The organism is Clostridium taeniosporum (genome assembly GCF_001735765.2).
GTDB lineage: Bacteria > Bacillota > Clostridia > Clostridiales > Clostridiaceae > Clostridium > Clostridium taeniosporum.
This window is the reverse complement of record NZ_CP017256.2, coordinates 117,858-142,347: the sequence shown is the minus strand read 5'-3', so window position 1 is coordinate 142,347 and position 24,490 is coordinate 117,858. Positions and strand designations below refer to the sequence as shown.

Here is a 24,490-nt window from a genome sequence, read left to right as displayed (position 1 = left end):
TTGTATTTGCACAAAAGTTTCTACTTTCTAGACTTTATTTCATATATTTTTCTACTAATTTATAACATCTTTCTTTAGTTGTTTCTGCTAAACTTGAAGTATATATGTATGAATATATACTTCCACCTTTATAAGGTGATGAGTCATTTTTAGCTTTATCATCTCGATATGATATCCACTTAATTTCTTCATTCTCTAATTTCTTCATATCATCAGATGATAATTGCTCTTTTAATACACCATATATTTCATTTAAAGCATCATCCCATCTTTTATTCCTTTCGGTTGCTGCTGAAATCATAGTCATATTAATACCTGTAGCATCCTTTTCATCTAGATCCTTCATGCCTAATTCAATATTATTTAATTTATTTTTATATATTTGTTTTGTACTTTGTTGTGTTTTTTTGGCATTATTATTATTTTCTTTTACTGATTTTTCTGTTTTCTTATTATTAACTTCTTTATTAGAATTTTGTGAGCTCTTATTAATATTATTATCAGTATTATTTTTTGCTTTATCAGTTTCAGTATCTGAATTATTATCTGTTTTAGTTTCACTATCTTCAGTAGATATATTTTCTTGTTGTTCATTTTTAGAGGTAATATTCTTGTCACTGTTTGTACAGCCTATGAAGTTAAAACTGGTCAATCCTATTAAAACTAAACATAATATTGCTTTTTGTTTCATTGAAAGTTCTCCTTAGATTTTAAGGCACATTCAAAAAATAGACCACTATGCTTGTCTATTTTGCTTTATACTTCGTGGTCAAGTCTCATTAATAGTTAACGTGATAGCAAGCCTTAGCTCCTTGTTTGACACAAAATATACATCACATTTTTGATTTATTATTTTCTTTCAGTGCCTAATATAAATTTTAGTCAGAAAGATAACATATTATAAATTCTTATGTGTATTTTATATAATATCACATTATAACAAATGTTTTAATTTTTGGATATATTTTAAAACTATGTTGAAAATTTATATTTATTAGAAAAATAGGTTATAATTAGATATAACAAAAATTATACAGAACTATAGTCTAATGAATAATAGTAAGAAACTGTAAAGTGAAAATTGTAAGATGACAAGTAGTTAAAAATGTTGAGAAATATAAAGAAAAATACAAATATATGAAACTTAAGCACAAGGAGGAAGTAAATTATGGGATTTAATATAATTAATATGGATACTTGGGATAGAAAGGATTGTTTTAATCATTTTTTTAATAATGCTAAATGTACATACAGTGTTACTATTAATATTGATATTACCAATCTTTATAATTATATAAGAACTAATAAGTTAAGATTTTACCCAACTTTTACATGGGTTGTTTCAAAAGCCATAAATAATTATCAAGAATTTAAAATGACATTTGATAAAGAAGGCAGATTAGGATTTTTTGATGAAATTGGTCCAAGTTATTCTGTATTAAATGATAGGACTAAAGTAATGAGCGATTTGTATACATCATTTAATAATGTATTTTTAAGTTTTTATGAAAATATGGTAAATGCTTTAAACAGTTATAAAGAGGATACTAATTTTACTACACAGTTTCAAAATAACTTTTTTATTGTTTCATGTCTGCCTTGGTTTACTTACACCTCTTTTAATGTAAACAATGAAGGAAGTAGTCCTTTTCTGTTTCCAATGGTCACATGGGGAAAATTTTTTGAGGAAGGTAATAAAATTATTATGCCAGTAACTATTCAGGTACACCATGCAGTTGCTGATGGATACCACTGTTCATTGTTCTTTTCAGATGTAAAAGAAATATCATTAAATCCAGAACAATATTTAAAATAAGTATAGAAGTATCTATGCAACACTAATAAAATGTAGATTAATGATTATTGTAAAAATTATAAACCAAAGAAGAAGGTTCGTTACAAAAAAAGCATTGAGATTATTTTTCTCAATGCTTTTTTGCTTAAAATTTCTATATTTTTTTATAATATCAAATTCAAAAATATTAAATTTATATATTCGTATACTCCAAAACTCTAGTGATATATCATTATTATACGTATACTGAAATTATATTTTTATTATTAATTTGAATTTTTTCTTCTTTATACTCTTTATTTTTATTGAAATTAAATACAAGCAGATATCCATTGTTTAATCCGTGAATATCCAAATAATCACAAAGCTGATTAATTCCTTCTTCATGATATTTAGGACCTCTCCAAATCTTCATCTCAATTATATATTTAAAGCTATTATATGTTATTACTAAATCTAATCTTTTTTCTTCTGATATTTGAACTTCTTTAAAATCAAATCCTGTCCCATTAATTATAGGCTTCATAAATGCTAAAAATAATAGTCTCCCATGATGTTCTATAAATTCTCGATCTTTAGATGAGTATTGCTCTTTCATGAATTGTTGAAATCTTTTAAGAATTTTTTCTATATTTAGTTCGCCATTTTCTTTTATAAACTTTGATTTAATGTTGTATAAACTCATGTTATTAGCAGTAGTTACTATTTTTGATATCATATAACTATAGATTACATCCTCAAATATTTTATTACTTATTTCTAATCTATCATTACCCTTTTTAAATATTCCATAAGTTACTCCTATGTTTATAATAGGATTTAAAGGATTAAACACTATCTGTTCACCATCTATCAAGATTTTTTTAGTTAATTCATAAAGTTCATTATTATTTTCTAAATTTTTTACTATGCTTTCAAATAAGGTATTAACGTCCTCATTAATAATTTTAATAGCTTTTTGAACATCCTTTTTAGTCCAAGTCTCTTTCAGGTTTTTCTTTATTTTCTCATCTATAATTTGACACAGTCTACTTACTAAATAAGGATAGCCATTTGTAAAGAAATAAAGTTCTTCACTTATAGCATTTATGTCCATAGCTATATTATTTTCATTTGAATATTCATTTAACATAGTAGAAATCTCTTTTGGTGAAAAGCTCATATCAACATCAAAATCTACAGCAATATTCCAAGGTGAATTATACTTTGTTTCTTCTTCTTTTCTAAGTTTTAGTTTTAAACTCTTCACATCATAAAGACCTGATAATATAACAGATTTGAATGTAAAATCTTCCTCAAGTTCTCTTAATAAATACTTATTTCTAAGCATACCTATAAAGCTTAAAAATAATTGGTTATTTGAACTTTTATCCACTTCATCAATAAATAAAACAACTTCTTTTTTAGCTCCACTTATAAATTTAGTTATTACTTCAGATGTTTCTTCTAAATCTTTGATACCTTCACTTAATTTTAGAAGTCGTTGACTTTCTTCATTATCACTAAAAGACAAGGATCTACTCATTATCTTTAAAAACTTATTACAAAAACTCTTTTCATTTTCAAATACACTATCTCCAATGCCTTCAAAACTAATACTTATAACTAAATATTCGTTATTTAAGAATTTCTTTAATTCATTTAAAGTTGTTGTCTTTCCATATTGTCTAGGTTTGTGCATATTAAAATAGAACTCATTGTCTATAAGTTCTTTTATTTGTATAAGTTTATTTGAGATATCTACCATATAATGTTTTCTAGGAACACATACTCCTGTACTATTAAATCTTCTTTTCATAATTAACTATACCATCCTTATTTACTTCTTAGGCACATGAAAGAAAATAAAAACTCCCTAAGCCACTGTGGAGTATGGATTTTTTAGAAATAATATGCGCCATGTATTTGTATTATATCCAATAAAACAACCTTTAACAACTTACTGAAAAATTTGTAAGTGGTATGGGATTACTAAAAAATATTAATACATGTGGATATTAAGGGGGTAAGCCTTGTGGGTTTTTGCAATAATTTTTAGGAATTAAGGTTTATTTAAGCTTATATTAAAGATTGAAGTTTATGAAATGTATATAATCTTAGACAGATAGTAAATCTACTCAATGTATCAAGAGAGATAACTATCAATTTATTAATATTTAACATAGAGATATAAGTATAGAAATTTAGGCACATTCAAAAAATAATAGATCAGTATACTTGTCCATTTTGTATAAATATTGAACATTATCAATAAAATATGGCTAGAACTAAGAAAGTTTTTTGAGAATAAATAAAGGAGATATTATGATTAAATTAAAACACATTAATAAATATTATGGTGATTTTCATGTTACAAAAGATTTAAACTTGCATGTAAAAAAAGGAGAGATATATGGTTTAATAGGAAAAAATGGTGCAGGTAAGACAACTATTTTTAAAATAATCCTTGGTTTATCAGATTTTTCAGATGGAGAGTTGTCTATCAAAAACAGTAAGAATTATTCTGAACTGCTAGCTAATAGAAAAAAAATAGGGTTTTTTATAGGCAAAAACTTTTTTGACTATCTTGATGCAAAAGAAAATTTACAATATTATCGTAAATTAAAAGGTATTAAGGATAAGAAAGAAGTAGAACGAGTCCTAAAAATAGTTGGATTGAATACCACTAAAGCAAAATACAAATCTTTTTCAATGGGAATGAAACAACGATTAGGAATTGCAAATGCATTACTTGGAAATCCAGAAATTCTTATATTAGATGAACCCACAAATGGACTTGATCCTCAAGGGATTGTAGATATTAGAAATCTGGTAAAAAAACTAAATCATGAATATGGAATGACAATTATTGTTTCTTCACATATATTAGGTGAACTTGAGCATACTGCAAATAGATTTGGTATTGTGCATGAAGGAAAAGTATTACGTGAAATTACTCTAGATGATTTGAAAAGTGAATCAGATACTATTGAAATAAGTGTAAATGACATAGATAGAGCTAGAGAAATTTTAAAGTCAAATAATATTGAAATTTTAGCAGAAAAATCTTCTGCTAAAACTTTAGAGGATTATTACTTTGAACTTGTGGGAGGGAAAATAAAATGATTAATTATATTCTAGCTGATCTTCGCAGGATTAGTCGTAAACAATCATTTATTTATACACTAGGTGGATTTATTGGATTGTTTCTTCTAATGATTTTTATATTTTACAATCCAACATTTAATCAGAATGTATATCTTGAAAGAACAGATACGTTTTTAGGGTTCTTTCCATTGGTTGTTGGAATGTCTATTTTTTTATCGATTTATTACGATGATTTTAAAAGCAAGTCTATGCAGATTGCTATTGGATATGGGATTTCAAGAAGTAAAGTTGTTTTAACAAAAATTATTGAAGTGATTATACTTTCACTCTTATCAGCATTATTATTAGGAATTGTGATTTTAGTTATTCCAATATTTTTAAAAATGTCTTTATCAGGTAAAGAAATATCTACAATTATTTTAGGTGTTGGTGCAGAAGCATTAAGAATTATTGGATACATTAGTATGTCAACTATATTAGTTTATTATTCACAAAATGCAATGATAGGTACCATATTTTATGTCCTGTTATCATCAAGGACTGTTATGCTAATTTTAGCTACTATTTTAGGGCAAGGTTTTATTATAAATTCAATTGGAGATTTGACTAAATTTCTATATACAATAATTTTATATAAAGAAAAATTATCTTTCATTGAAACAGGAAGTTTTGACTTTTTAATCATACCAGCAATTTTAGTATATATTGTATTACCTACCATCATTTCAATAATGATGTTTAGAAAAAAAGAATTAGAATTTTAGGGGGAATTATTATGAAAAAAATAATAGGAATTATTATCGCTATAATTATTATAGCTGGAGCATTTTGGGCAAAAGGATACTATAATAGTAGATATGTTGTTTCAGATACATATTATACTCAAATACCATTAGATGAAGTAAATGAGGATTCATGGTTAGTTGATAATAAAGGTGAAAAACAAGAAAAAGGAAAATCATATAATTTAATTGGATTTAATAAAGAAGGAAAAGAAAGAGAAGTTCATTTTTTCAAACGAGGTACTGCTAAAGATTACTATAAACCAGGAACTTATATTAAAGTAGATGTAAGTGAAACTATTGAATTAAATACTAATGTAGTTGAAAAGCAGGATATTCCAAAAGAGGTTATAGAAAAAATTGGTGAAAAAGGTACTAAGAAATAAATTATTATTTTATTTCTTTCATAAGTCTAAAATAAGTTATTAGGTGTCAGCTTTGAGTTGACACCTAATTTTTTGGTATTAAGTGCTTTAATGAGTACGAGAATGAATGCATTATGGACAAAAAAGAATTGATTGAACAAAAAAGTGAATCGTATCTTTGGAGAAGCAAAATTAAAAGGCATGTTTAAAAGAACGATATTAAGCTAATGATATTAAAAGTATATTTGGCTTATGTTATAATAAGTATACTATAATGAGAAACAAACTAAGGAAGGAGATGATAATTTGCCTATGTATTTAAACACAGATAGGCCACTAAAAAATTATAAAGAGCTTATAAATGAAAAGTACTTTGTTGACAAATCATTAATAATAGAATTATTAAATGAAAAAATATCAACTAAAAGTAAGTATGTATGTGTTACAAGACCAAGGCGATTTGGGAAATCAAGTGTTGTAGATATGCTTGGAGCATATTATTCTAAAGCTGTAGACTCAAAAAAAATTTTTGATGAACTTAAAATAAGTAAAGTTAATAGTTATGAAGAGCATATGAATAAATACAATGTAATAAATATAAGTTTTAATACAAAACCTATGATGAATATATTGCTATAATTCAAAATGGAATAATAGATGATATAAAAACAATGTATCCAGATATAGAAATAAAAGAGTTTTATAATATTAGCCATATGTTAAGTCATACAAATGATAGATTTATATTTATTTTTGATGAATGGGACTATATTTTCAATAATAACTTATTTCAAGAAAATGAAAATGATTTCTTAGAATTTTTAAGAAACCTTTTAAAAGATCAACCATATGTGGCACTTTGCTATATGACAGGAGTTTTACCAATTAAAAAATATTCAAGTGGTTCTGCACTTAATATGTTTGATGAATATACATTCTTAAGAGATAGGAGTTTTGGAGAATTTTTTGGTTTTACTGAAGAGGAAGTAAAGACTCTATGTGCAATAAATGGTGAGTTAAGCTTTGAACAACTTGAAAGCTGGTATAATGGATATTTAACAGCATTGGGAATCAAAGTATATAATCCTAGATCAGTTGTTAAAGCATTGCAAAATAATCATTGTGAGAGTTATTGGACCAATACAGGTGCTATGGATGAAGTAGCAGAATATTTGAAATATAACACTTTAGATATAAGAGATGATGTTATAGAAATGGTATCAGGAGAAGAAATAGATATTATAATTGATGAAGAATTTAGAGCAGGGCAAGGAGCTCCAAGAAATAAGGAAGAAATATATTCAGCTATGATTGTTTTAGGTTTATTATCATATTATGATGGATATTTAAAGATTCCTAATAAAGAATTAATGAAAGAGTTTGAAAAAGCTTTAAGAGATAAATTTTTTGGATATGTTTCCAAGATAATAGAAAATTCTAAGAAAATGTTAAACTAATTATATTGTATATGAGAAAATCTAATCTTTTTTACTTATGGAGTGTTGAATCGTATCATAAGTAAGAGAGATTTTTTCTAAAAAACCAATATTTTCTAATCATTATAATCTTATTTTAAGTGAAAATTTGTAATAAAATGTTGTATAATGTAATTATAACAATAATAATAAGTATTACATTATAATACTATAGATAAAGCCATGTTAAATTAAAAAATATGGAGGAGAAAAATTGATTAAAAAGAAATTAGCTTTATGCATAACTCTATCTTTACTTTTGTCAGGATGTGGGATGGCAAATGAAAATCAATATAATACGAACATAGACGTTTCAAGTAATGGAAAAATAACTAGTGATTCTACTACTGAAAAGCCCATAGAAGATTTAAAGTCTTCTGATAAAGAAGAAGATATTCCTAAAGTAAAATCTGATCTTAAAGTAGAATCTAATTCTAAAACAGAGTCTGAATCTAAAGTAGAGTCTACTCCTAAAGAGAAATCTACTTCAACTCAAAAACCTACTACCACAAAAGTATCATCTAATATTTCATCACTTAGTACTAAAGCAATAGGGTGGTCATGGTTATATTCAACAAGAGATAGTGCTGAACTTTTGTCTAAATATAAAGCATATGGTTTTGGAGATACTTCAAAAAAAATTATTTATCTTACTTTTGATGAAGGTTATGAAAATGGCTATACAGATAGTATTCTTGATACTTTAAAGGCAAATAATGTACATGCCACCTTCTTTGTAACCAAGCCTTATGTAACTGGTAGTTTTAATGGTGCCTCAAATACTTATTTATTAAAAAGGATGAGTAATGAAGGACATATAATAGGTAATCATTCTGTTCATCATAAATCTATGCCTACATTTACAGATGAAGCTGCTTTTAATTCTGAAATTACTCAAGTAGAAGATGCAGTAAATAATGTTCCTGGTTGTAAAATGTCAAAATATTTTAGACCACCAGAAGGAACTTTTAGTGAATTGTCACTTTACTATACTCAAAAACTTGGCTATAAATCTATATTTTTTACTCTTGCTTATAAAGATTACGATGTAGATAATCAGCCTGATCCTGCATCTTCTAAAGCAAAGCTTTTAAAAAATACTCGTGATGGTATGATTTGCTTACTTCACGCTGTATCTAAAACTAATGCAACTATTTTAGACAGTTTGATTAAAGATTGGAAGAGCCAAGGTTATGAATTTAAAACTTTAGATGAACTTCCTAGTTAAGATAATTAAAATAATTTCACATTAAAAATAAACCTTATCATTTACTACTAAATGATAAGGTTTATTTGAATTTTAATATATTATATTAATAAAAAATATAATCATTTAAGTATAAATGATTATATTTATGATAAAATGATAATAATAAATATAATATAAATAAGGGAGATATGAAATGATTTCTTTTGAAAATAATAAATTGAATAACTTAGCGTTACCGATGAGTATAGTAAGAATGTTAACTACTATAAATGAATATAAGGGAAAGCAAGATTTGTATAAAAAGCAATCACCTCAAATATTAAATACACTTAAAGATGTAGCCGTTATACAAAGTACAGAATCATCTAATAGAATAGAAGGTATTTATACTTCAAATAAAAGATTACGTGAACTAATGGATAACAAAATAGAGCCAAGAGATAGAAGTGAAAGTGAAATAGCAGGGTATAGAGATGTGCTAAATACTATTCATAGTGCATTTGATGCTATACCTATAAAATCATCTGTATTATTACAATTACATAGAGATTTATACAAATTTTCATCAGCTAAGGGTGGAAACTATAAAAATATTGATAATGTGATTGAAGAAATATTGCCTAATGGAACTAAATATATAAGATTTAAGCCTGTAGATGCCTTTAGCACTCCAAGCTATATGGAGAGACTTTGCGTGGAATATAGAAAGGAGATTGCAAAAGAGGAGATAGAGCCATTAGTTTTAATAGCTGCATTTATATTAGATTTTCTTTGCATCCATCCTTTTAACGATGGAAATGGAAGAATGTCTAGATTATTAACTCTTTTACTTTTGTATCAAAGTGGTTTTGAGGTTGGAAGATTTATTAGTCTAGAAAAAATTATTGAGGATAGCAAAGAAACTTACTATGAAGCACTGAATAAATCATCAATGTTATGGCATGATGGGAGAAATAATCTGTATATATGGCTTGAATATTTTCTTGGAGTTATCATAAAAGCATATAAAGAATTAGAGGATAGAGTAGGCTGTATTGAAAATACTAAGGGCAGTAAGAGTGAAAGAATAGAAATGGCTATAGAAGGAAAGTTAGGGTATTTTACTAAGAATGAAATAAGAACTATATGTCCAGATGTAGGAGAAGCCACTATAAATAGAGTGTTTGAGAAGTTGAAAGTTGAAGGGAAAATTGAAGCTGTAGGTAAGGGAAGGACTACTAAGTGGAAAAAATTATAAATATTCAATTGCTAAATGTAAAATAAAAATAATATTCTAATAAATAAGTGATGCTATTTTATTAAAATAATTGTATAATAATTACGAGAGACACTCGCTATAAGTATGGGTTTGTTACTTACATATAGCTGGTGTTTTTTTGTTTTTTTGTAAAGAAATAAATATAAGAGTTTATTTTAATAATATAATTTATGAGGGTAATGAATTTTTATAATGCCCTAAGAAGGAGAAAAAATGTTATTTAAAGATTTAAAAATAATAGAACCAATTCAGAAAGCTTTAACAGAAGCTGGATACACAAATCCTACACCAATACAAGAACAATCAATTCCATCATTATTAAAGGGAAAAGATTTTCTAGGATGTGCTCAAACAGGTACAGGTAAGACAGCAGCTTTTGCTATTCCTGTTTTACAAAACATTGCAAAAAATAAAAAGAAATCAGATGAATCAAGAACAATACAAGCTTTAATATTAGCACCAACTAGAGAATTAGCAATTCAAATAGAAGAGAATTTTAATCTTTATAGTAAACACACTAATATTAAAAATACAGTAATATTTGGTGGGGTATCACAAAAACCTCAAACTAAAATATTAAGAGAAGGAGTGGATATTTTAATCGCAACTCCTGGTAGATTACTTGATTTAATAAATCAAAAATATATTGATTTAAGTAATGTTAAACATTTTGTATTAGATGAAGCTGACCGTATGTTTGATATGGGAATGGTTCGTGATGTAAAAAAAATAGTAGCTAAGTTACCAAAGGTTAGACAGAATCTTTTATTCTCAGCAACTATGCCTTCAGAAGTTAAGAATTTAGTAAATAGTATTCTTAAAGACCCCATAAGAGTTGAAGTAGCGCCTGTTTCATCAACTATAGATACTATTACTCAAGGAGTATATTTTGTTAAAAAGAAAGATAAGAAGTCTTTACTTGTTCATCTTCTTAAAGATGAATCTATTAAGTCATTATTAGTATTTTCAAGAACCAAATATGGAGCAAATAATATTGTAAAAGATCTTGTTAAGACTGGAACTGAGTCTCAAGCAATTCATGGTAATAAATCTCAAAATGCAAGACAACTTGCTTTAAGTAATTTTAAAGAAGGTAAAATAAGAGTTTTAGTAGCAACTGACATAGCTGCAAGAGGAATTGATGTAGATGGCTTATCTCATGTTATAAATTACGATTTACCTGACGTACCAGAAACTTATGTACATAGAATTGGAAGAACTGGTAGAGCTGGACATAGTGGAGTAGCATTATCATTCTGTGATATTGAAGAAAGAAATGCACTTAAGGATATTGAAAAGGTAATAGGAAAGAACATTCCTGTAATGGATAATGTTGAATTTGAAAAAATAGTTATAACCAGGGAGCCTGCTCAAAAGAAAGAAGCAGATAAGAAGGGTACTGGTTCTAGAAAACCAAGAAGAAATTGGTATGCTAATAAAAAAAGAAAGAACGGTAATGGTAGCCAGCAAGGAAAAAAACAAAGTGGTAGAATTCAACAAGCTAAATAGTTTTTAGCATTATTTATAGGGAAGAATCTGAAATACTTTATTATAAATAATAAAATATAATAAGTTTAGCACTAGAGTATTCCAAAATATGTTATGATAAAAAGAATTAAAATAAATGATAATTAACTTTTAATTATAAAATAAATAGTAATTTAAAAGGGAGACAAAAATGGTTTTATTAGTGGTTGATACACAAAAGTTAATAACAAATGAAAAATTATATGAATTTGATATGTTTGTATCTAGTGTTAGAAAAATAATACATGAGGCTAGGACAAATAATATTGAAGTAATATATGTACGTCATGATGATGGCATAGGAAGTGAATTAACAAAAGGAACTGATGAGTTTGAAATATATGAAAAATTTCAACCAATGAAAGAAGAAAAAATATTTGATAAAAAGGTTAATAGTGCTTTTAAAGGCACTGGTTTATTAGAATATTTAATGGACAAAGGTGAGAAAGACATAATTATTGTAGGGCTTCAAACAGATTATTGTATTGATGCTACTATAAAATGTGGATTTGAACATGGATTTAATATTATAGTTCCAGCTTATTCAAATACAACAGTTGATAATAAGTTTATGTCTTCAGAGGAAAGTTACAAATATTACAATGAATTTATGTGGAAATATAGATATGCAGAATGTATTTCACTAGATGAAACAATTAAAAGAATGAAATAGTCAAATCCCAATTTATAATTTAATAAAATGAAAATTAGAATAATTTTATATCTAGAATAAACCTTATCATTTGAGACTAAATGATAAGGTTTATTTAAATTTTAATATATTATTTTTATACGTAGCAGCATTTTCTATAGTTGTACTTCCTATGTTAAATAAAAAGAATACGGTAAATATATTTAGTGGTAAATTTGACAAATCAGTAATACTACCTGTAGCATACAATGGTTCATCAGAAGGAGTTAATTCAATTGCAGCTGCTATAACTGCATATGTATTTAACATGACATTTATGAAAATAGCTGGAGAAGCTGGTGTTGCAGCATTTACAACAATAAATTATGTAGCTCAATTTGGAATACTTATAATGTTTGGTATATCAGATGGAATAGGACCTATACTTAGTTATAACTATGGATATAAAAAACATGATAGATTAAATGATACTTTAAAGCTAGCATCAAAGATAAATTTAATTGTTGGAGTAATACTATTCTTTATATTATTTGTATTTGGAAAACAATTAGTGTCATTGTTTGTAAGTGGAAATGAAAATGTAGTAAATCTAGCCGTAAATGGATCAAAAATATATGCATTTGCCTTTTTAATATGTGGATTTAATATAATTAATTCAGGATATTTTACAGCAATAGGAGATGCTAGAGGATCTATTATAATAGCAGCAAGTAGAGGGATAGTATTTATAATTTTAGGTATAAATATACTTCCCATAATTATAGGAATGAGTGGAGTATGGCTTACAATACCATTTGCTGAATGTATGACATTTATTATAAGTATGTATTTAATTAAAAAGAATAATGCTTTATGTATAGAAGAGGAAAATATAAATAATGGACAGTTTCAAAATCAATAAATATAAATTTCACACTTAACTTTGTAATGGGTATAATAATGACTGTAATTGCAAAGATGTAATAGAATGAATCTACATTTCTTTTTAATGATAAAGAATTAGTTAGAAAATATGCTTTTAATTTAAGCAAATAAGAAGGAGTATTTATTAGTGGTACACCTTCTTATTTTATATTAGTCTATGTTTTAGTAGAATGTTAATATATACAACATTCTATCAATAAATTAATATATAAAGAAAAATAACCTTACACATTAATTAACATTTATTTATGATACGGAGAAGCGTATCTATGGACAACCAAAATAAATAGGAGCGTTTGAAATAATAAAATTAAGCCAATGGTATTAAAAGTGTCATTGGTTTATGCTATAATTTTTTGAGTTAAGAATATATATTAAGTGAAAAGAATGGTTGATGTTTATAATATAAAAAATATAACTGAAAAAGAGGTATAAATTATGATAAAACCAATTGTAAAAGATATATTGTTTTTAGGACAAAAATCAGAAGATGCAACTAAAAATGATATAGTAGTAATTGATGATTTAATAGATACATTAAAAGCAAACTTAGAGCATTGTGTTGGATTAGCTGGGAACATGATTGGAGTAAAAAAACGTATATTGGTATTTACTGTAGGCAACCTTATTGTACCTATGATAAATCCAGTTATATTAAAGAAAGAAAAGCTTTATGAAACAGAAGAGAGTTGTTTATCTTTAATTGGCTTTAGAAAAACAAAGAGATATGAAATGATAGAGGTGGAGTATCTTGATAGAAATTTTAAGAAGCAAAAGCAAGTGTTTACTGGATTTACAGCACAAATAATTCAACATGAAATGGATCATTTTGAAGGTATAATAATCTAATTAAAAAATTAAGGTGAAAGAAATTTTGTCATGTTAGGGGTCAGGCACCAACCCAATAAATGTAATGAAAAGATACATTATATAAATAGTGGAAAATTCAGAGTAAATGCAAATAAAAATAATATTGATATTTGGCTGATTTATCAATGTGAAAAATGCAAATCAACTTGGAATTTCAAGAAGTAAAATAAAAAACATGCATAAAATATGATATAATAATTTAAATTAGTTAATAACAGTAAACTTTATAGAAAGAAGGTACAGAGAATATGGGGATTTGGATATATGCATAGCAAAGGCTATTGCATATTATAATTAGAATAACAAATGTAATAGCCTTTGCTAATCCTATGATTAAGTGATTAGGAGGAGCATAATGGGCTATAAAAATGCAAATGAGATATTACCAACAAAGTTACTAGACGAAGTACAAAAATATATAGATGGGGAATATATATATATTCCTAGAAAATATTGTAACAAGAAATCATGGGGAGAGAATACAGAGACTAAACGATATATTGATCATAGAAACTTTTGTATTTATAAGGAGTACAAGAATGGAATAAGCATTAAACAGTTATCAGAAAAGTATTATTTAGTGGAAAAAAGTATTCAACGCATTATTAGACAAGAAAAAAATAAGAAGTAAGAATTATGTGCCATAAAAATTATGGCACATTTTTTATTCATAAAAAAGTATGAGGTATTATGTAAGCGTAAAAAAATTACTGTCTAGATAATACCAAACCTTCTTGTTAAAATTGCATTAAAATATAACAAGGAGGAATTGTTATGGTTAAAAAAGGAACAGATGTGAAATGGAGAGAACTTGTAGAGAAGTTTTCTTCTTACGAAGGGACGTTAGATAGTTTCTGTAAAGAAAATAGTATTAGTAGAAGTCAGTTTTACTATTACAGAAAGAAATTTGAGAAAGAGAATAATACGACATTTCAAGCTATAGCTTTAGAAAACAATAATACAAATATATTAACAGTAACTAATAATATTAAATCAGCTACTGAGATTAAGATAGAAATTGGCAAAGCTAAAATATTTATACCGGCTAATGAAATAGCTTTGTTATCAAATATACTTAGGGAATTTAGTAAAACATGCTTAATATAGATAAAGTAGATACTGTATATTTAGCTTGTGGTATAACAGATTTACGAAAAAGTATAGATGGTTTAGTTATGATCGTTCAAACACAGTTAAAGTTAGATCCCTTTGAAAAAGCTCTATTTGTCTTCTGTAACAGGTCGATGAATAGATTAAAAATATTACATTTTGATGAAGGTTTTTGGCTATATTATCATAGACTTGAAAATAATAGGTTGAAATGGCCTATGACTAAAGAAGAAGCAATGAAAGTAAATAAAGAAGAATTAAGTTGGCTACTTAAAGGATATGAAGTTAGAACTACATCAAAATTTAAGCCTATAAAAGAAAAAAATTGTTACTAAAACATTTGAAATTACAAATAGAAACTCTTGATTTAAAAGTGAGCAAGCTCTTCTAAAATCAAGGGTTTTATGGTATAATATACCTATAAAAATTGTTGAGAGGTAACAAAATGGATGGCTTAAATTTAAACAATCAACTTGATGAAAAAACACAGTTATTGATTTCGAAAATGGAAAGAGAAATTGAGTTAAAAGATTCAGAAATTCAAAATCTTAAAACTGAATTAGCATTTTTGAAAGGTCAAATTCTTAATAAAAATAGAAAGATATTTGGAAAATCTAGTGAACAGGTAGATTCTAATCAAATGTCTCTTTTTGACGATGCTGAAAATAACTGTGACTTTAAAATGGCTGAGCCAACAATGGAGGAAATTGCTTATACAAGAACTAAGTCATCTAAACACATTGGCAAGAAAGATAATTTAGCAAATTTAGAAAGAATCATTGTTGAACATAAGCTTGAAGAAAATGAAGCAATATGCAGCAAATGTAATAATTCTTTAGTTGTTATTGGACGTAAATCAAAGGAAGTATTAAAATACATACCAGCAAAACTTTATATAGAAGAACATATTACATATAGTTATGCTTGCAAATCTTGCGAAGCGGAAGCAGGTGTTGCAAACATAATTTCAACAAAATTACCTAATACTATATTTTATAAAAGTATGGCATCAAATGAATTAGTAGCTCATGTCATAAATATGAAGTATCAGCATGCAATGCCTTTATATAGATTAGAAACCTACTTTAAGATGCTAGGTGCAAATCTTTCAAGACAAACATTATCTAATTGGATAATGAATAGTGCTACTGAACTTCAAGTTGTATATGATATTATGAAAGAACAACTTTTAAAGAAAAATTATATACAAGCTGATGAGACTACCGTTCAGGTTATTAATGATAGCGGTAAGGATTCAAAGTCCAAGAAATATATGTGGTTATATAAATCTGGAGCTTTAAAAGATCCAATTATTTTATATGACTATCAGAATACAAGATCTAGCTCTTGTCCTAAAGAATTTTTGAAAGGATTTTCAGGATATCTTCAAACAGATGGGTATACCGGATATAATAGAGTCGAAAATGTGAAACGATTATATTGCCTAGCTCATATCCGAAGAAAATATCATGAAATAATAGTAAACTTAGATGAAGAAGCCCTAAAAAAATCACGTGCTATAATAGGGTTTAATTATTGTGAAAAACTTTATAAAATAGAAAAAGACTTAAGGGAAACTTATAGCAAGGACGAAGATTACTATAAAAAACGATATAAAATAAGGCTTAAAAAGTCAGCGCCAATTCTTAATGAATTTCAAGAATATGTGGAGAGAGAAATAAAAAATGCTCTTCCAAAAAGTCCGTTAGGTAAAGCTCTTGACTATACTAGAAAGCTTCTATCTGATATGAAAACACTTTTAGAAGACGGATCTTTAGAAATAGATAATAATGGAGCTGAAAGAGCAATAAAACCATTTGTTATTGGTAGAAAAAACTGGCTTTTCTCAAATACAGCAAAAGGTGCAAAATCAAGTGCTTTAATTTATAGCATAATTGAAACCGCTAAAGCCAACGGTTTAATAGTAGAAAAATATTTAGTATATTTATTTGATATGTTAGCTAATACAGAGTCTAAAGAAAAAGAAACTTTAAATAATTATATGCCTTGGTCAAAGGCTCTTCCCGACGTGTTGCGCATTAAGGTTGGTAAATAACTACTACTAAATATAATATTAAATTTTCAAACCCAACAGAAGCATTTTCCACTTCTATTGGGTTTATTTTATCATTATGGAATTATAATTGCTATGCGTCGAATTTTTGACCCTTACGGTATTATAAGAGTTTATACAATGATAAAATAATATTACTTAGTAGTAAAAAATATAAAGTTAAAGGAGAAAAAAATGGCATACTTCAAATATAAAGAGAGAAATGTATACTATGAAGAAATTGGAACTGGTGAACCATTACTATTATTACATGGAAATACTGCATCATCAAAAATGTTTCAATCTGTAATAAGTTTATACCAAGCTAGATACAAGATAGTGTTAATAGATTTTTTAGGACACGGACAATCAGAAAGAATAGATAAATTTCCTGTAGATTTGTGGTTTGATGAGGCTATGCAAGTTATAACATTATTAGAGAATTTAAAGTATAAAAAAGTTAAGATTATTGGAAGTAGTGGTGGTGCTTTAGTTGCATTAAATGTAGCATTAGAAAGACCTGATTTAGTAAAATGTGTAGTTGCCGATAGCTTTAAGGGAGAAATTGCAGATACTCAATTTACCAATAAACTACAAAAACAAAGAGAAATTTCAAAACAAGATAAAGGAGCAAGGCTTTTCTATTCATTTTGTCATGGAGGAGATTGGGAACAAGTTGTAGATAATGATACTAATGCTGTATGTGAACATGCTATAAAAGTAAAAAAATTTCTCCATAAATCCTTAAAATCATTAAATACAAAGGTACTCTTGATTGCTAGTAAAAAGGATGAATTTATTGGATCTATTTGTGAAAATGCGTATTCCAAGATGCTTGAACAAATTAATAATGGTCAAATGTATTTATTTAATGATGGTGGTCATCCAGTTATGATCTCTAATCCTAAGAAAGTTGCACAGGTTGTAATGGAGTTCTTGGATGAGTAGAAAATATTAGTGTAGAATTACTATAGGATTCTTAATTTATTTAAATTATTAGGAAGTTAACTAAAAACAGGTGAGTACAAATATTTATTAGATGAATTTTTAGAAATTGATCCACATGGTAAGATATATATATCACCAAATTTATGTGTTACTCCCATTATGATAAAATTTATATGTAAGTAATTTATTCTGTTAACCAAATGGAGGCATCCTATTGAATAATTCAAATTTAACTAAACAATTTATGGCTATATCATTAAAAAAGTATATGGAGAAGACAATTATCTAATAGTTACTTATTAGTAGCTCCTCCATCTAACAATAGGTAAAGTGATACCAGTAGCCCATATTCAACTTTTAAATTCTACTTTAGAATTATGTAGAAAATAAACATAAGAATAAAGGGGGAAAACCTCATTTGGGGTAGTTACGGAGAACCGTATCATAAGTAAGTGATATTTTTACTAAATTTGTATAATTAAAGGATAAGTTTATATAATCTATACAATTTAAACCCACGATAAGGATTTCTATCGTGGGTTATTTTATAATTAATATAGCATGAATAAAAGAGAGATTATCCAATATATGGTATAATTTAAGATATATAATTAAGAAGCGAGGAGATAAAAAATGTTTAAAATAGGTGAATTTTCAGTACTTACATCAATAAGTATTCATATGCTTAGAAATTACGATAAAATTGGATTATTAACACCAAAGTATATAGATAAGTCAACGGGATATAGATATTATGAAAGTAATCAATTGCCAATTGCTAATCAAATTGTAGCTTTAAAGATGATGGGATTTGGGTTAAAAGAAATAGCTGAACTGCAATTGCAAGAAATGCAAATAGATAATTTGGAAGAAATATTAAAAAATAAAATTAAAGTTAAAGAACAAGAGGTAAAAGTAATTAGAAAACAGCTAACACAAATGGAGAATGCATTAAAGGATTTAACTACTGAAAAGGAACAAGTTTTATCCATAATAACTAAATGTATCCCTGATAGAAAAGTTGCAAGCTTAAGAATGAAAATAAAGGAATTTCATGAAGAGGGAAGGTTATGGAAAATACTTGGTGATGAATGTGAAAAGATAAATATTAAATTTTCGGATTCAAATTATTCTATTGCTATTCAGCATGAAATAAATTTTGATGAGAACTACATAGATGTTGAGGTTCAAAGATTAGTTGAGAATACTTATGAAGATACCGACATTGTGAAGTTTTATAGTATACCATCTTGTGAAATAGCTTCATTGATATATCAAGGTGGCTACAGTAGGCTTAAAGATATAAATCTCTATATGGCTAAATGGATAACACAAAATGGGCTTGAAATTTGTGGACCTGCATTTAATATTTATTATATTTCTCCAGAGCATGAAGTTAGTGAAGAAAAATTTATTACAGAGGTATGTTTTCCAGTTAAAAAAAGATAAGGGATTGACTCTAGCATAATACGAGGGTATATGATTTTCTATAGAAAGTAAAATTTTATAGAAAGAGTGATGAAAATATGCCTAAGAATGTAATTGAATTAAGACACAAAGTTTGTGATTATACTTGTATGTGGAATGGTATCGAAGATTTATATCAAACAAGATTAGATGAGGATATACCGGATTATTTTTTCTTCTGTTTAAGTGGGATAGGAAAATTTGTATACTTAAAATTTAGAGATGGAGATATGCGAAGAATGGTCTCATGGAATGATGGAAGAACTAAAAAAATGTATTCGTCAATTAATGATATTATAGGATTTAAATATAAACATATAGAAGGTAGAAAATTTGACTATATAATGAAAAGAGCAAAGGAACAGATTAATAATGAAAGACCTGTTATTCTTGGATGTTTAGATATGTATTATTTAGATTATTACCCGAAATTTTATTGTAAAGAACATATACCAATTCATTATATATTAATGGTTGGGTATGATGATGAAGAGCAGTGTGCATATGTGTATGATTGTGGAATTAGGGATATGCAAAAAATTGAGTATGAAACTCTTAAAAAAGCTCTTAATATTGAAAAAACGTCTATATCTGATAAAAATTCAATATGCCTAATAGAGTTTGATGAAGAAATTAAGAGTGTTAGGGAAATTGCTATAAGTGGATTTTATGAAAAAGCAAAAGAAATGCTTAATTCTAATGTGGGGTTTGTTGGGATATCTGGTATGCGAAAGCTCAGCAAAGAAATCCTTAGTTGGGAAGATGAATTAACTGTTGAAGAGTATGAAACAGCACTTAGAAACATTGTTGTGTTTACAGGTACTGTTCCAATTATCCCTAATAAATTACGTATGATAGAGGACAAGGATGAAGTAGAACATCAAGCAGCTAGAAGAGAATATGGAGAATTATTGGTGACATTAGGAGAAAAATATGGTTTTGAACAGTGGAAAGTAGCAGGAAATCTTTTTATTAAGAGTGGTACTATCATTCAAGAGATGACTGATTTAATAGTAGGATACTTGATGAAAGAAAGTAAAGAGCTTAACAGATTACCCAATATGATTAATGAGATAGCAGATATTGAAGAAAAAGCATATCAAAATATACTGGAGGGAATAAATTATGGCCAATCACGAAAGTAATTGGCCATGTAAAATCTTTTTATTTTTTTCTACTGCCTACTTGACAGGGAGCAGTTCATATTTAGTACGACAGCCCCTTTTTGTGACTTTTAATATGTTTTTAAGCGTAACTTAGACTATCCTCTGTAATAAGAACCAAAATTATCATCACAATATTCAATACCATCTATTTCGTAATATAAAGCAAATTTAATTTCTTTTGTAAGTTCTTTACAGTCATCTGCATTAAAATAATAATTGGAAACTGAATCTACATAATTAGTTGCTGGTTTAATGGTTGCTTCTTTATATGTTTTCCAATTATCTTCAGTATAACGAACTTTTATATTAGTTGGCTTTTTACCAGTATTTTTTACACAAAATTTTCCTGAAAGTGGATTTAAACCTGAATATATTACACATGAATTACTTTTACCTAATGCAACTTCATCATATTCATAATTAACACTATAATTTTTAGAATTATTATTATCCCAATAAGTTTTACCATTAACTTCATATTTAATAGCAAACGCAGTAAATAATCCTTTAAAAGCTATACGAAAACTCCAAACTTCTGAACCATCTGGATTTGTTTTTACATAATGTGCTTCTTTATCTTTCCATGAATTACCTTCTCCTGATGCATAATGTACTATAACTTTTTTATCATATGCAAGATTTTTTATACATATAGCCCCTTCTACAGCTCCACCATAATAACCACAGTTAATATATTTTGCATAGTACAATTGTACTGGAAGATTTGAAGAGTTTCCTTCTACATTTAAATTACTGCTTACCTTATTAGTTTCAGCAGCTTGTACACCTTGATTTAAAACACCATTTATCATTAACATACCAGTAAAAATAAATACAGATACTAACATACTTAGTGCTTTTTTAAATTTTTTCATTGATCCATCTCCTTCTAAAATAAATACATTTTTGTAAAATGATTTATATTTTACAACTAAATTGTAAAAAATTCAATATAATTATATTTTACACAATAAATACAAAATTATCAAAACTTATAAGAAAGATTATTTTGAATATTTCTTATAAATGATGCTATAAAAATCTATCTTTGATTTATTATTTTTTGTGTCCTAATATTTACATAAGATCAGTGAAACATATGGTGTGTAAGTTAGATATACATATCAATTAGATGTTACAGCAGAAGAGATGATAAGTGCTATTAAGTGTGCTGAAAAAATTGAAAAATTTATCAAGTGTAAAATAAAGAAATAAAAATTGGTTAAATTATAAAACTATTTACTTATTATCATAATTATTTAATAAGTAGATAATTTTATTTTTTAAATAAAATTAGTGTTGACAAATTACTAACTAATAATTATTATTAATTACATAAGATGTTTGAAAAATTATAAACTTAAATATAAATTTAAAATATTAGGAGGTAAAGTTATGTCATTAATAAATAAAAAGGTTTCAGATTTTAAGGTTCAAGGATATCACAATGGAGAGTTTGTAGAAGTGAATTTAGATTCATTAAAAGGACACTGGTCAGCAGTTGTGTTTTATCCAGCAGATTTTTCATTTGTATGTCCAACAGAATTAGGAGAGTTAGCAGATAATTATGAAAAATTTAAAGAAATTGGATGTGAAGTTTATTCAGTATCAACAGATACTCATTTTGTTCATAAAGCGTGGGCTGACACTTCAGAAACAATAGCAAAAATTAAATATCCAATGTTAGCAGATCCAACAGGAAAGTTAACTAGAGATTTTGAAGTAATGATTGAAGAAGAAGGATTAGCATTAAGAGGATCATTTATAATAAATCCAGAAGGTGAAATTAAAGCTTATGAAATTCATGATAATGGAATAGGAAGAAATGCAGAAGAACTATTAAGAAAGGTTCAAGCAGCTCAATTTGTTGCAGAACATGGAGATCAAGTATGTCCAGCTAAGTGGAAACCAGGAGAAGAAACATTAGTGCCAAGTTTAGACTTGATAGGAAAACTTTAATCAATAAAAGAGTGGTTTATCCACTCTTTTATTAAATCTAAATATTTTAAAGAGATTTTTATAGATTATTTTAAAATGTTTAGAATAAAGGGGAGGGAATAAGGATGGAGAAAATATATGATTTATTAGTAATCGGTGGAGGACCGGCAGGACTTTCAACAAGTATATATGCAGGGAGATCTAAATTAAATACTCTTATTATAGAGAAGGGAGAATTAGGAGGACAAGTAAATAAAACTTATGAAATTTCTAATTATCCTGGTGCTAGAAATAGTAATGGACCAAAACTTATGGAAGAGATGAGAAATCAAGCTAAAGATTTTGGTGTTAATTTTATTACAGCAGAAGTAAAGGCAGTAGATTTAAAAGGAGAGGTGAAAATCTTAAAAACAGATAAAGGAGAATTTAAAGGAAGATCAGTAGTAATTGCAACTGGGGCTTCTCCAAGAAGATTAGGATTTAAGGGTGAAGAAGAATTTATAGGTAGAGGTGTTGCTTATTGTTCAACTTGTGATGGGCAATTTTTTGAAGGCTTAGAGGTATTTGTAATTGGGGCTGGATTTGCAGCTGCTGAAGAAGCTATATTTCTTACTAAATATGCAACAAAAGTAATAGTAATAGCAAGAGAGCCCGAATTTACTTGTGCAAAGTCAATTGCAGATAAAGTACTAAATCACCCCAAAATAGATGTTAAGTTTAATACAGAAGTAATTGAAGTTAATGGAACTGAAATGTTAAACTATGCTAAATTTATAAATAATAAAACTAATGATACTTTTGAGTATTATGCAAAAAAAGAAGATGGAGCCTTTGGTGTATTTGTATTTGTGGGATATTCTCCTGAAAGTAATTTATTTAAAGGAATATTAGAATTAGATAAGAGTGGATATATAATAACTAATGAAAATATGGAAACTAATATTCCAGGGGTTTATGTTGCTGGAGATTTAAGACCAAAAGAATTAAGGCAAATAGTTACAGCAGTTTCAGATGGTGCAATTGCAGCAACTAGAGCAGAAAAATATGTTATTGAATTAAAAGAAAAGCTTGGTATAAAGGATGAAGCAGATATAGTTAAAAATGAAGAAAAAGAAGTAGTAGCCCAAAAGGACATAGATGGAAAGATTATTTCAAGAAGAAGTAAGCTTTTAAATGATGATTTAAGAACTCAATTAAAAAGTGTTTTAACTAGAATAGAGAATGATGTTACTCTTGTATCTATAGTAGATGAAGAAAATACAAAGTCAATAGAATTAAGTGATTTAATATTAGATATTGCAGATTTAGGAGAAAAAATAAACGTAGAGATTTATAGTAAAGGAAAAAATATAGAAATTGAAAATAAGATAAATGCAAATAAATTTCCAGTAGTAGCACTTTTGGATAAAAATAAAAATTATAGTGGAGTTAAATTCCACGGAGTGCCAGGAGGTCATGAATTAAATTCATTTATTTTAGCAATATATAACCTTGGGGGACCAGGACAACAGATATCTGAAGAAGTGTTAAATGAGATTAAAAACATAAATAAGAATACAAATATAAAAGTTTGTGTATCATTATCTTGTCATTTATGTCCAGATGTTGTAGTTTCTTCTCAAAGGATTGCAATAGAAAATAAAAATGTGGAAACAGAAATGATTGATATTTCTAATTTTAAAGAAATAAAAGATAAGTTTAAAGTAATGAGTGTACCAGCTATAATTGTAAATGATGAAAAAATTTATTTTGGAGCTAAAAAACTAGATGAAATAATACAACTTATAAAATAAATTACGTGTAAGAGTACCTAGACAGTATGTAAAACAGTAAAGTAGTATTATATAATTACTTGATTTACGG

23 protein-coding genes and 1 pseudogene are annotated in these 24,490 nt (G+C 26.9%); 21 read left to right on the top strand and 3 right to left on the bottom strand.

The genetic code is table 11. From position 1 onward, the window contains the following. Nucleotides 1-34: 34 nt before the first annotated feature. Entirely contained in the window at nucleotides 35-691 is a 657-nt protein-coding gene (locus tag BGI42_RS15840; protein ID WP_069681293.1) for a lysozyme inhibitor LprI family protein, read from the bottom strand. Nucleotides 692-1,168: 477 nt separating this feature from the next. Here BGI42_RS15840 and BGI42_RS15835 point away from each other — a divergent pair, with 477 nt between their 5' ends. Next, entirely contained in the window at nucleotides 1,169-1,816 is a 648-nt protein-coding gene (locus tag BGI42_RS15835; RefSeq protein ID WP_069681292.1) for a CatA-like O-acetyltransferase, read from the top strand. A 214-nt stretch (nucleotides 1,817-2,030) separates the two neighbouring features. On the opposite strand, the gene BGI42_RS15830 is transcribed toward BGI42_RS15835, so the two are convergent. Continuing rightward, nucleotides 2,031-3,593 carry a P-loop NTPase family protein gene (locus tag BGI42_RS15830; protein ID WP_069681291.1) on the bottom strand — a complete coding sequence of 521 codons (1,563 nt, stop codon included), beginning with the start codon at nucleotides 3,591-3,593 and terminating at the stop codon, nucleotides 2,031-2,033. A 506-nt stretch (nucleotides 3,594-4,099) separates the two neighbouring features. Between BGI42_RS15830 and BGI42_RS15825 the strand changes: the two genes are divergently transcribed. The 18 genes and pseudogenes from BGI42_RS15825 (at nucleotide 4,100) to BGI42_RS15740 (ending at nucleotide 20,668) form a co-directional block, all read left to right on the top strand. Then, on the top strand, nucleotides 4,100-4,900 hold the full coding sequence (locus BGI42_RS15825; RefSeq protein WP_069681290.1) for an ABC transporter ATP-binding protein: 801 nt from the start codon (nucleotides 4,100-4,102) through the stop codon (nucleotides 4,898-4,900). Next, on the top strand, nucleotides 4,897-5,646 hold the full coding sequence (locus BGI42_RS15820; RefSeq protein WP_069681289.1) for a hypothetical protein: 750 nt from the start codon (nucleotides 4,897-4,899) through the stop codon (nucleotides 5,644-5,646). The genes BGI42_RS15825 and BGI42_RS15820 overlap by 4 nt, the downstream gene beginning before the upstream one ends. Before the next feature lie 11 nt (nucleotides 5,647-5,657). Further along, nucleotides 5,658-6,050 carry a YxeA family protein gene (locus BGI42_RS15815; protein ID WP_069681288.1) on the top strand — a complete coding sequence of 131 codons (393 nt, stop codon included), beginning with the start codon at nucleotides 5,658-5,660 and terminating at the stop codon, nucleotides 6,048-6,050. A gap of 285 nt (nucleotides 6,051-6,335) precedes the next feature. Further along, nucleotides 6,336-7,480: pseudogene (locus BGI42_RS15810) on the top strand (AAA family ATPase); the annotation flags it as partial. Between the two features lie 241 nt (nucleotides 7,481-7,721). Beyond that, a complete protein-coding gene (locus BGI42_RS15805) occupies nucleotides 7,722-8,732 on the top strand; it encodes a polysaccharide deacetylase family protein (protein WP_420825944.1) in 1,011 nt (336 codons plus the stop codon). Nucleotides 8,733-8,907: 175 nt separating this feature from the next. Then, nucleotides 8,908-9,951 carry a Fic family protein gene (locus BGI42_RS15800; RefSeq protein ID WP_069681286.1) on the top strand — a complete coding sequence of 348 codons (1,044 nt, stop codon included), beginning with the start codon at nucleotides 8,908-8,910 and terminating at the stop codon, nucleotides 9,949-9,951. Nucleotides 9,952-10,185: 234 nt separating this feature from the next. Further along, nucleotides 10,186-11,481 (top strand): DEAD/DEAH box helicase, encoded by a 1,296-nt coding sequence (locus BGI42_RS15795; protein WP_069681285.1) that lies wholly within the window; start codon nucleotides 10,186-10,188, stop codon nucleotides 11,479-11,481. Between the two features lie 169 nt (nucleotides 11,482-11,650). After that, complete coding sequence (locus BGI42_RS15790; RefSeq protein ID WP_069681284.1) at nucleotides 11,651-12,172, top strand: cysteine hydrolase family protein; 522 nt, start codon at nucleotides 11,651-11,653, stop codon at nucleotides 12,170-12,172. 70 nt (nucleotides 12,173-12,242) lie between these two features. Then, the gene (locus tag BGI42_RS15785) at nucleotides 12,243-13,052 is read left to right on the top strand and encodes an MATE family efflux transporter (protein ID WP_069681283.1); all 810 of its coding nucleotides are present in this window, start codon (nucleotides 12,243-12,245) and stop codon (nucleotides 13,050-13,052) included. 461 nt (nucleotides 13,053-13,513) lie between these two features. Then, complete coding sequence (locus BGI42_RS15780; RefSeq protein WP_069681282.1) at nucleotides 13,514-13,924, top strand: peptide deformylase; 411 nt, start codon at nucleotides 13,514-13,516, stop codon at nucleotides 13,922-13,924. A 30-nt stretch (nucleotides 13,925-13,954) separates the two neighbouring features. Further along, nucleotides 13,955-14,110 (top strand): DUF1062 domain-containing protein, encoded by a 156-nt coding sequence (locus tag BGI42_RS15775; RefSeq protein ID WP_084023929.1) that lies wholly within the window; start codon nucleotides 13,955-13,957, stop codon nucleotides 14,108-14,110. Between the two features lie 190 nt (nucleotides 14,111-14,300). Then, nucleotides 14,301-14,576 (top strand): CD3324 family protein, encoded by a 276-nt coding sequence (locus tag BGI42_RS15770; protein ID WP_069681281.1) that lies wholly within the window; start codon nucleotides 14,301-14,303, stop codon nucleotides 14,574-14,576. Between the two features lie 143 nt (nucleotides 14,577-14,719). Next, nucleotides 14,720-15,052 (top strand): IS66 family insertion sequence element accessory protein TnpA, encoded by a 333-nt coding sequence (gene tnpA / locus BGI42_RS15765; RefSeq protein WP_069679809.1) that lies wholly within the window; start codon nucleotides 14,720-14,722, stop codon nucleotides 15,050-15,052. Further along, on the top strand, nucleotides 15,040-15,390 hold the full coding sequence (gene tnpB, locus BGI42_RS15760) for an IS66 family insertion sequence element accessory protein TnpB (protein ID WP_069679810.1): 351 nt from the start codon (nucleotides 15,040-15,042) through the stop codon (nucleotides 15,388-15,390). Before tnpA ends, tnpB begins: the two co-directional genes overlap by 13 nt. Before the next feature lie 110 nt (nucleotides 15,391-15,500). Then, on the top strand, nucleotides 15,501-17,111 hold the full coding sequence (gene tnpC, locus BGI42_RS15755; RefSeq protein WP_084023860.1) for an IS66 family transposase: 1,611 nt from the start codon (nucleotides 15,501-15,503) through the stop codon (nucleotides 17,109-17,111). Between the two features lie 192 nt (nucleotides 17,112-17,303). Beyond that, entirely contained in the window at nucleotides 17,304-18,056 is a 753-nt protein-coding gene (locus BGI42_RS15750) for an alpha/beta fold hydrolase (protein WP_069681280.1), read from the top strand. Nucleotides 18,057-18,689: 633 nt separating this feature from the next. Further along, on the top strand, nucleotides 18,690-19,505 hold the full coding sequence (locus tag BGI42_RS15745; RefSeq protein WP_069681279.1) for a MerR family transcriptional regulator: 816 nt from the start codon (nucleotides 18,690-18,692) through the stop codon (nucleotides 19,503-19,505). Nucleotides 19,506-19,582: 77 nt separating this feature from the next. Further along, entirely contained in the window at nucleotides 19,583-20,668 is a 1,086-nt protein-coding gene (locus tag BGI42_RS15740) for a BtrH N-terminal domain-containing protein (protein ID WP_069681278.1), read from the top strand. Nucleotides 20,669-20,784: 116 nt separating this feature from the next. Here the strand turns inward: BGI42_RS15740 and BGI42_RS15735 are convergent, their stop codons facing one another. Next, nucleotides 20,785-21,564 (bottom strand): carbohydrate-binding protein, encoded by a 780-nt coding sequence (locus BGI42_RS15735; RefSeq protein ID WP_069681277.1) that lies wholly within the window; start codon nucleotides 21,562-21,564, stop codon nucleotides 20,785-20,787. A 520-nt stretch (nucleotides 21,565-22,084) separates the two neighbouring features. On the opposite strand from BGI42_RS15735, the gene ahpC reads away from it, so the two are divergent. Both ahpC and BGI42_RS15725 read left to right on the top strand, forming a co-directional pair. Further along, a complete protein-coding gene (ahpC, locus tag BGI42_RS15730; protein WP_069681276.1) occupies nucleotides 22,085-22,648 on the top strand; it encodes an alkyl hydroperoxide reductase subunit C in 564 nt (187 codons plus the stop codon). Between the two features lie 104 nt (nucleotides 22,649-22,752). Beyond that, the gene (locus BGI42_RS15725; RefSeq protein WP_069681275.1) at nucleotides 22,753-24,420 is read left to right on the top strand and encodes an FAD-dependent oxidoreductase; all 1,668 of its coding nucleotides are present in this window, start codon (nucleotides 22,753-22,755) and stop codon (nucleotides 24,418-24,420) included. Nucleotides 24,421-24,490 lie beyond the last annotated feature (70 nt).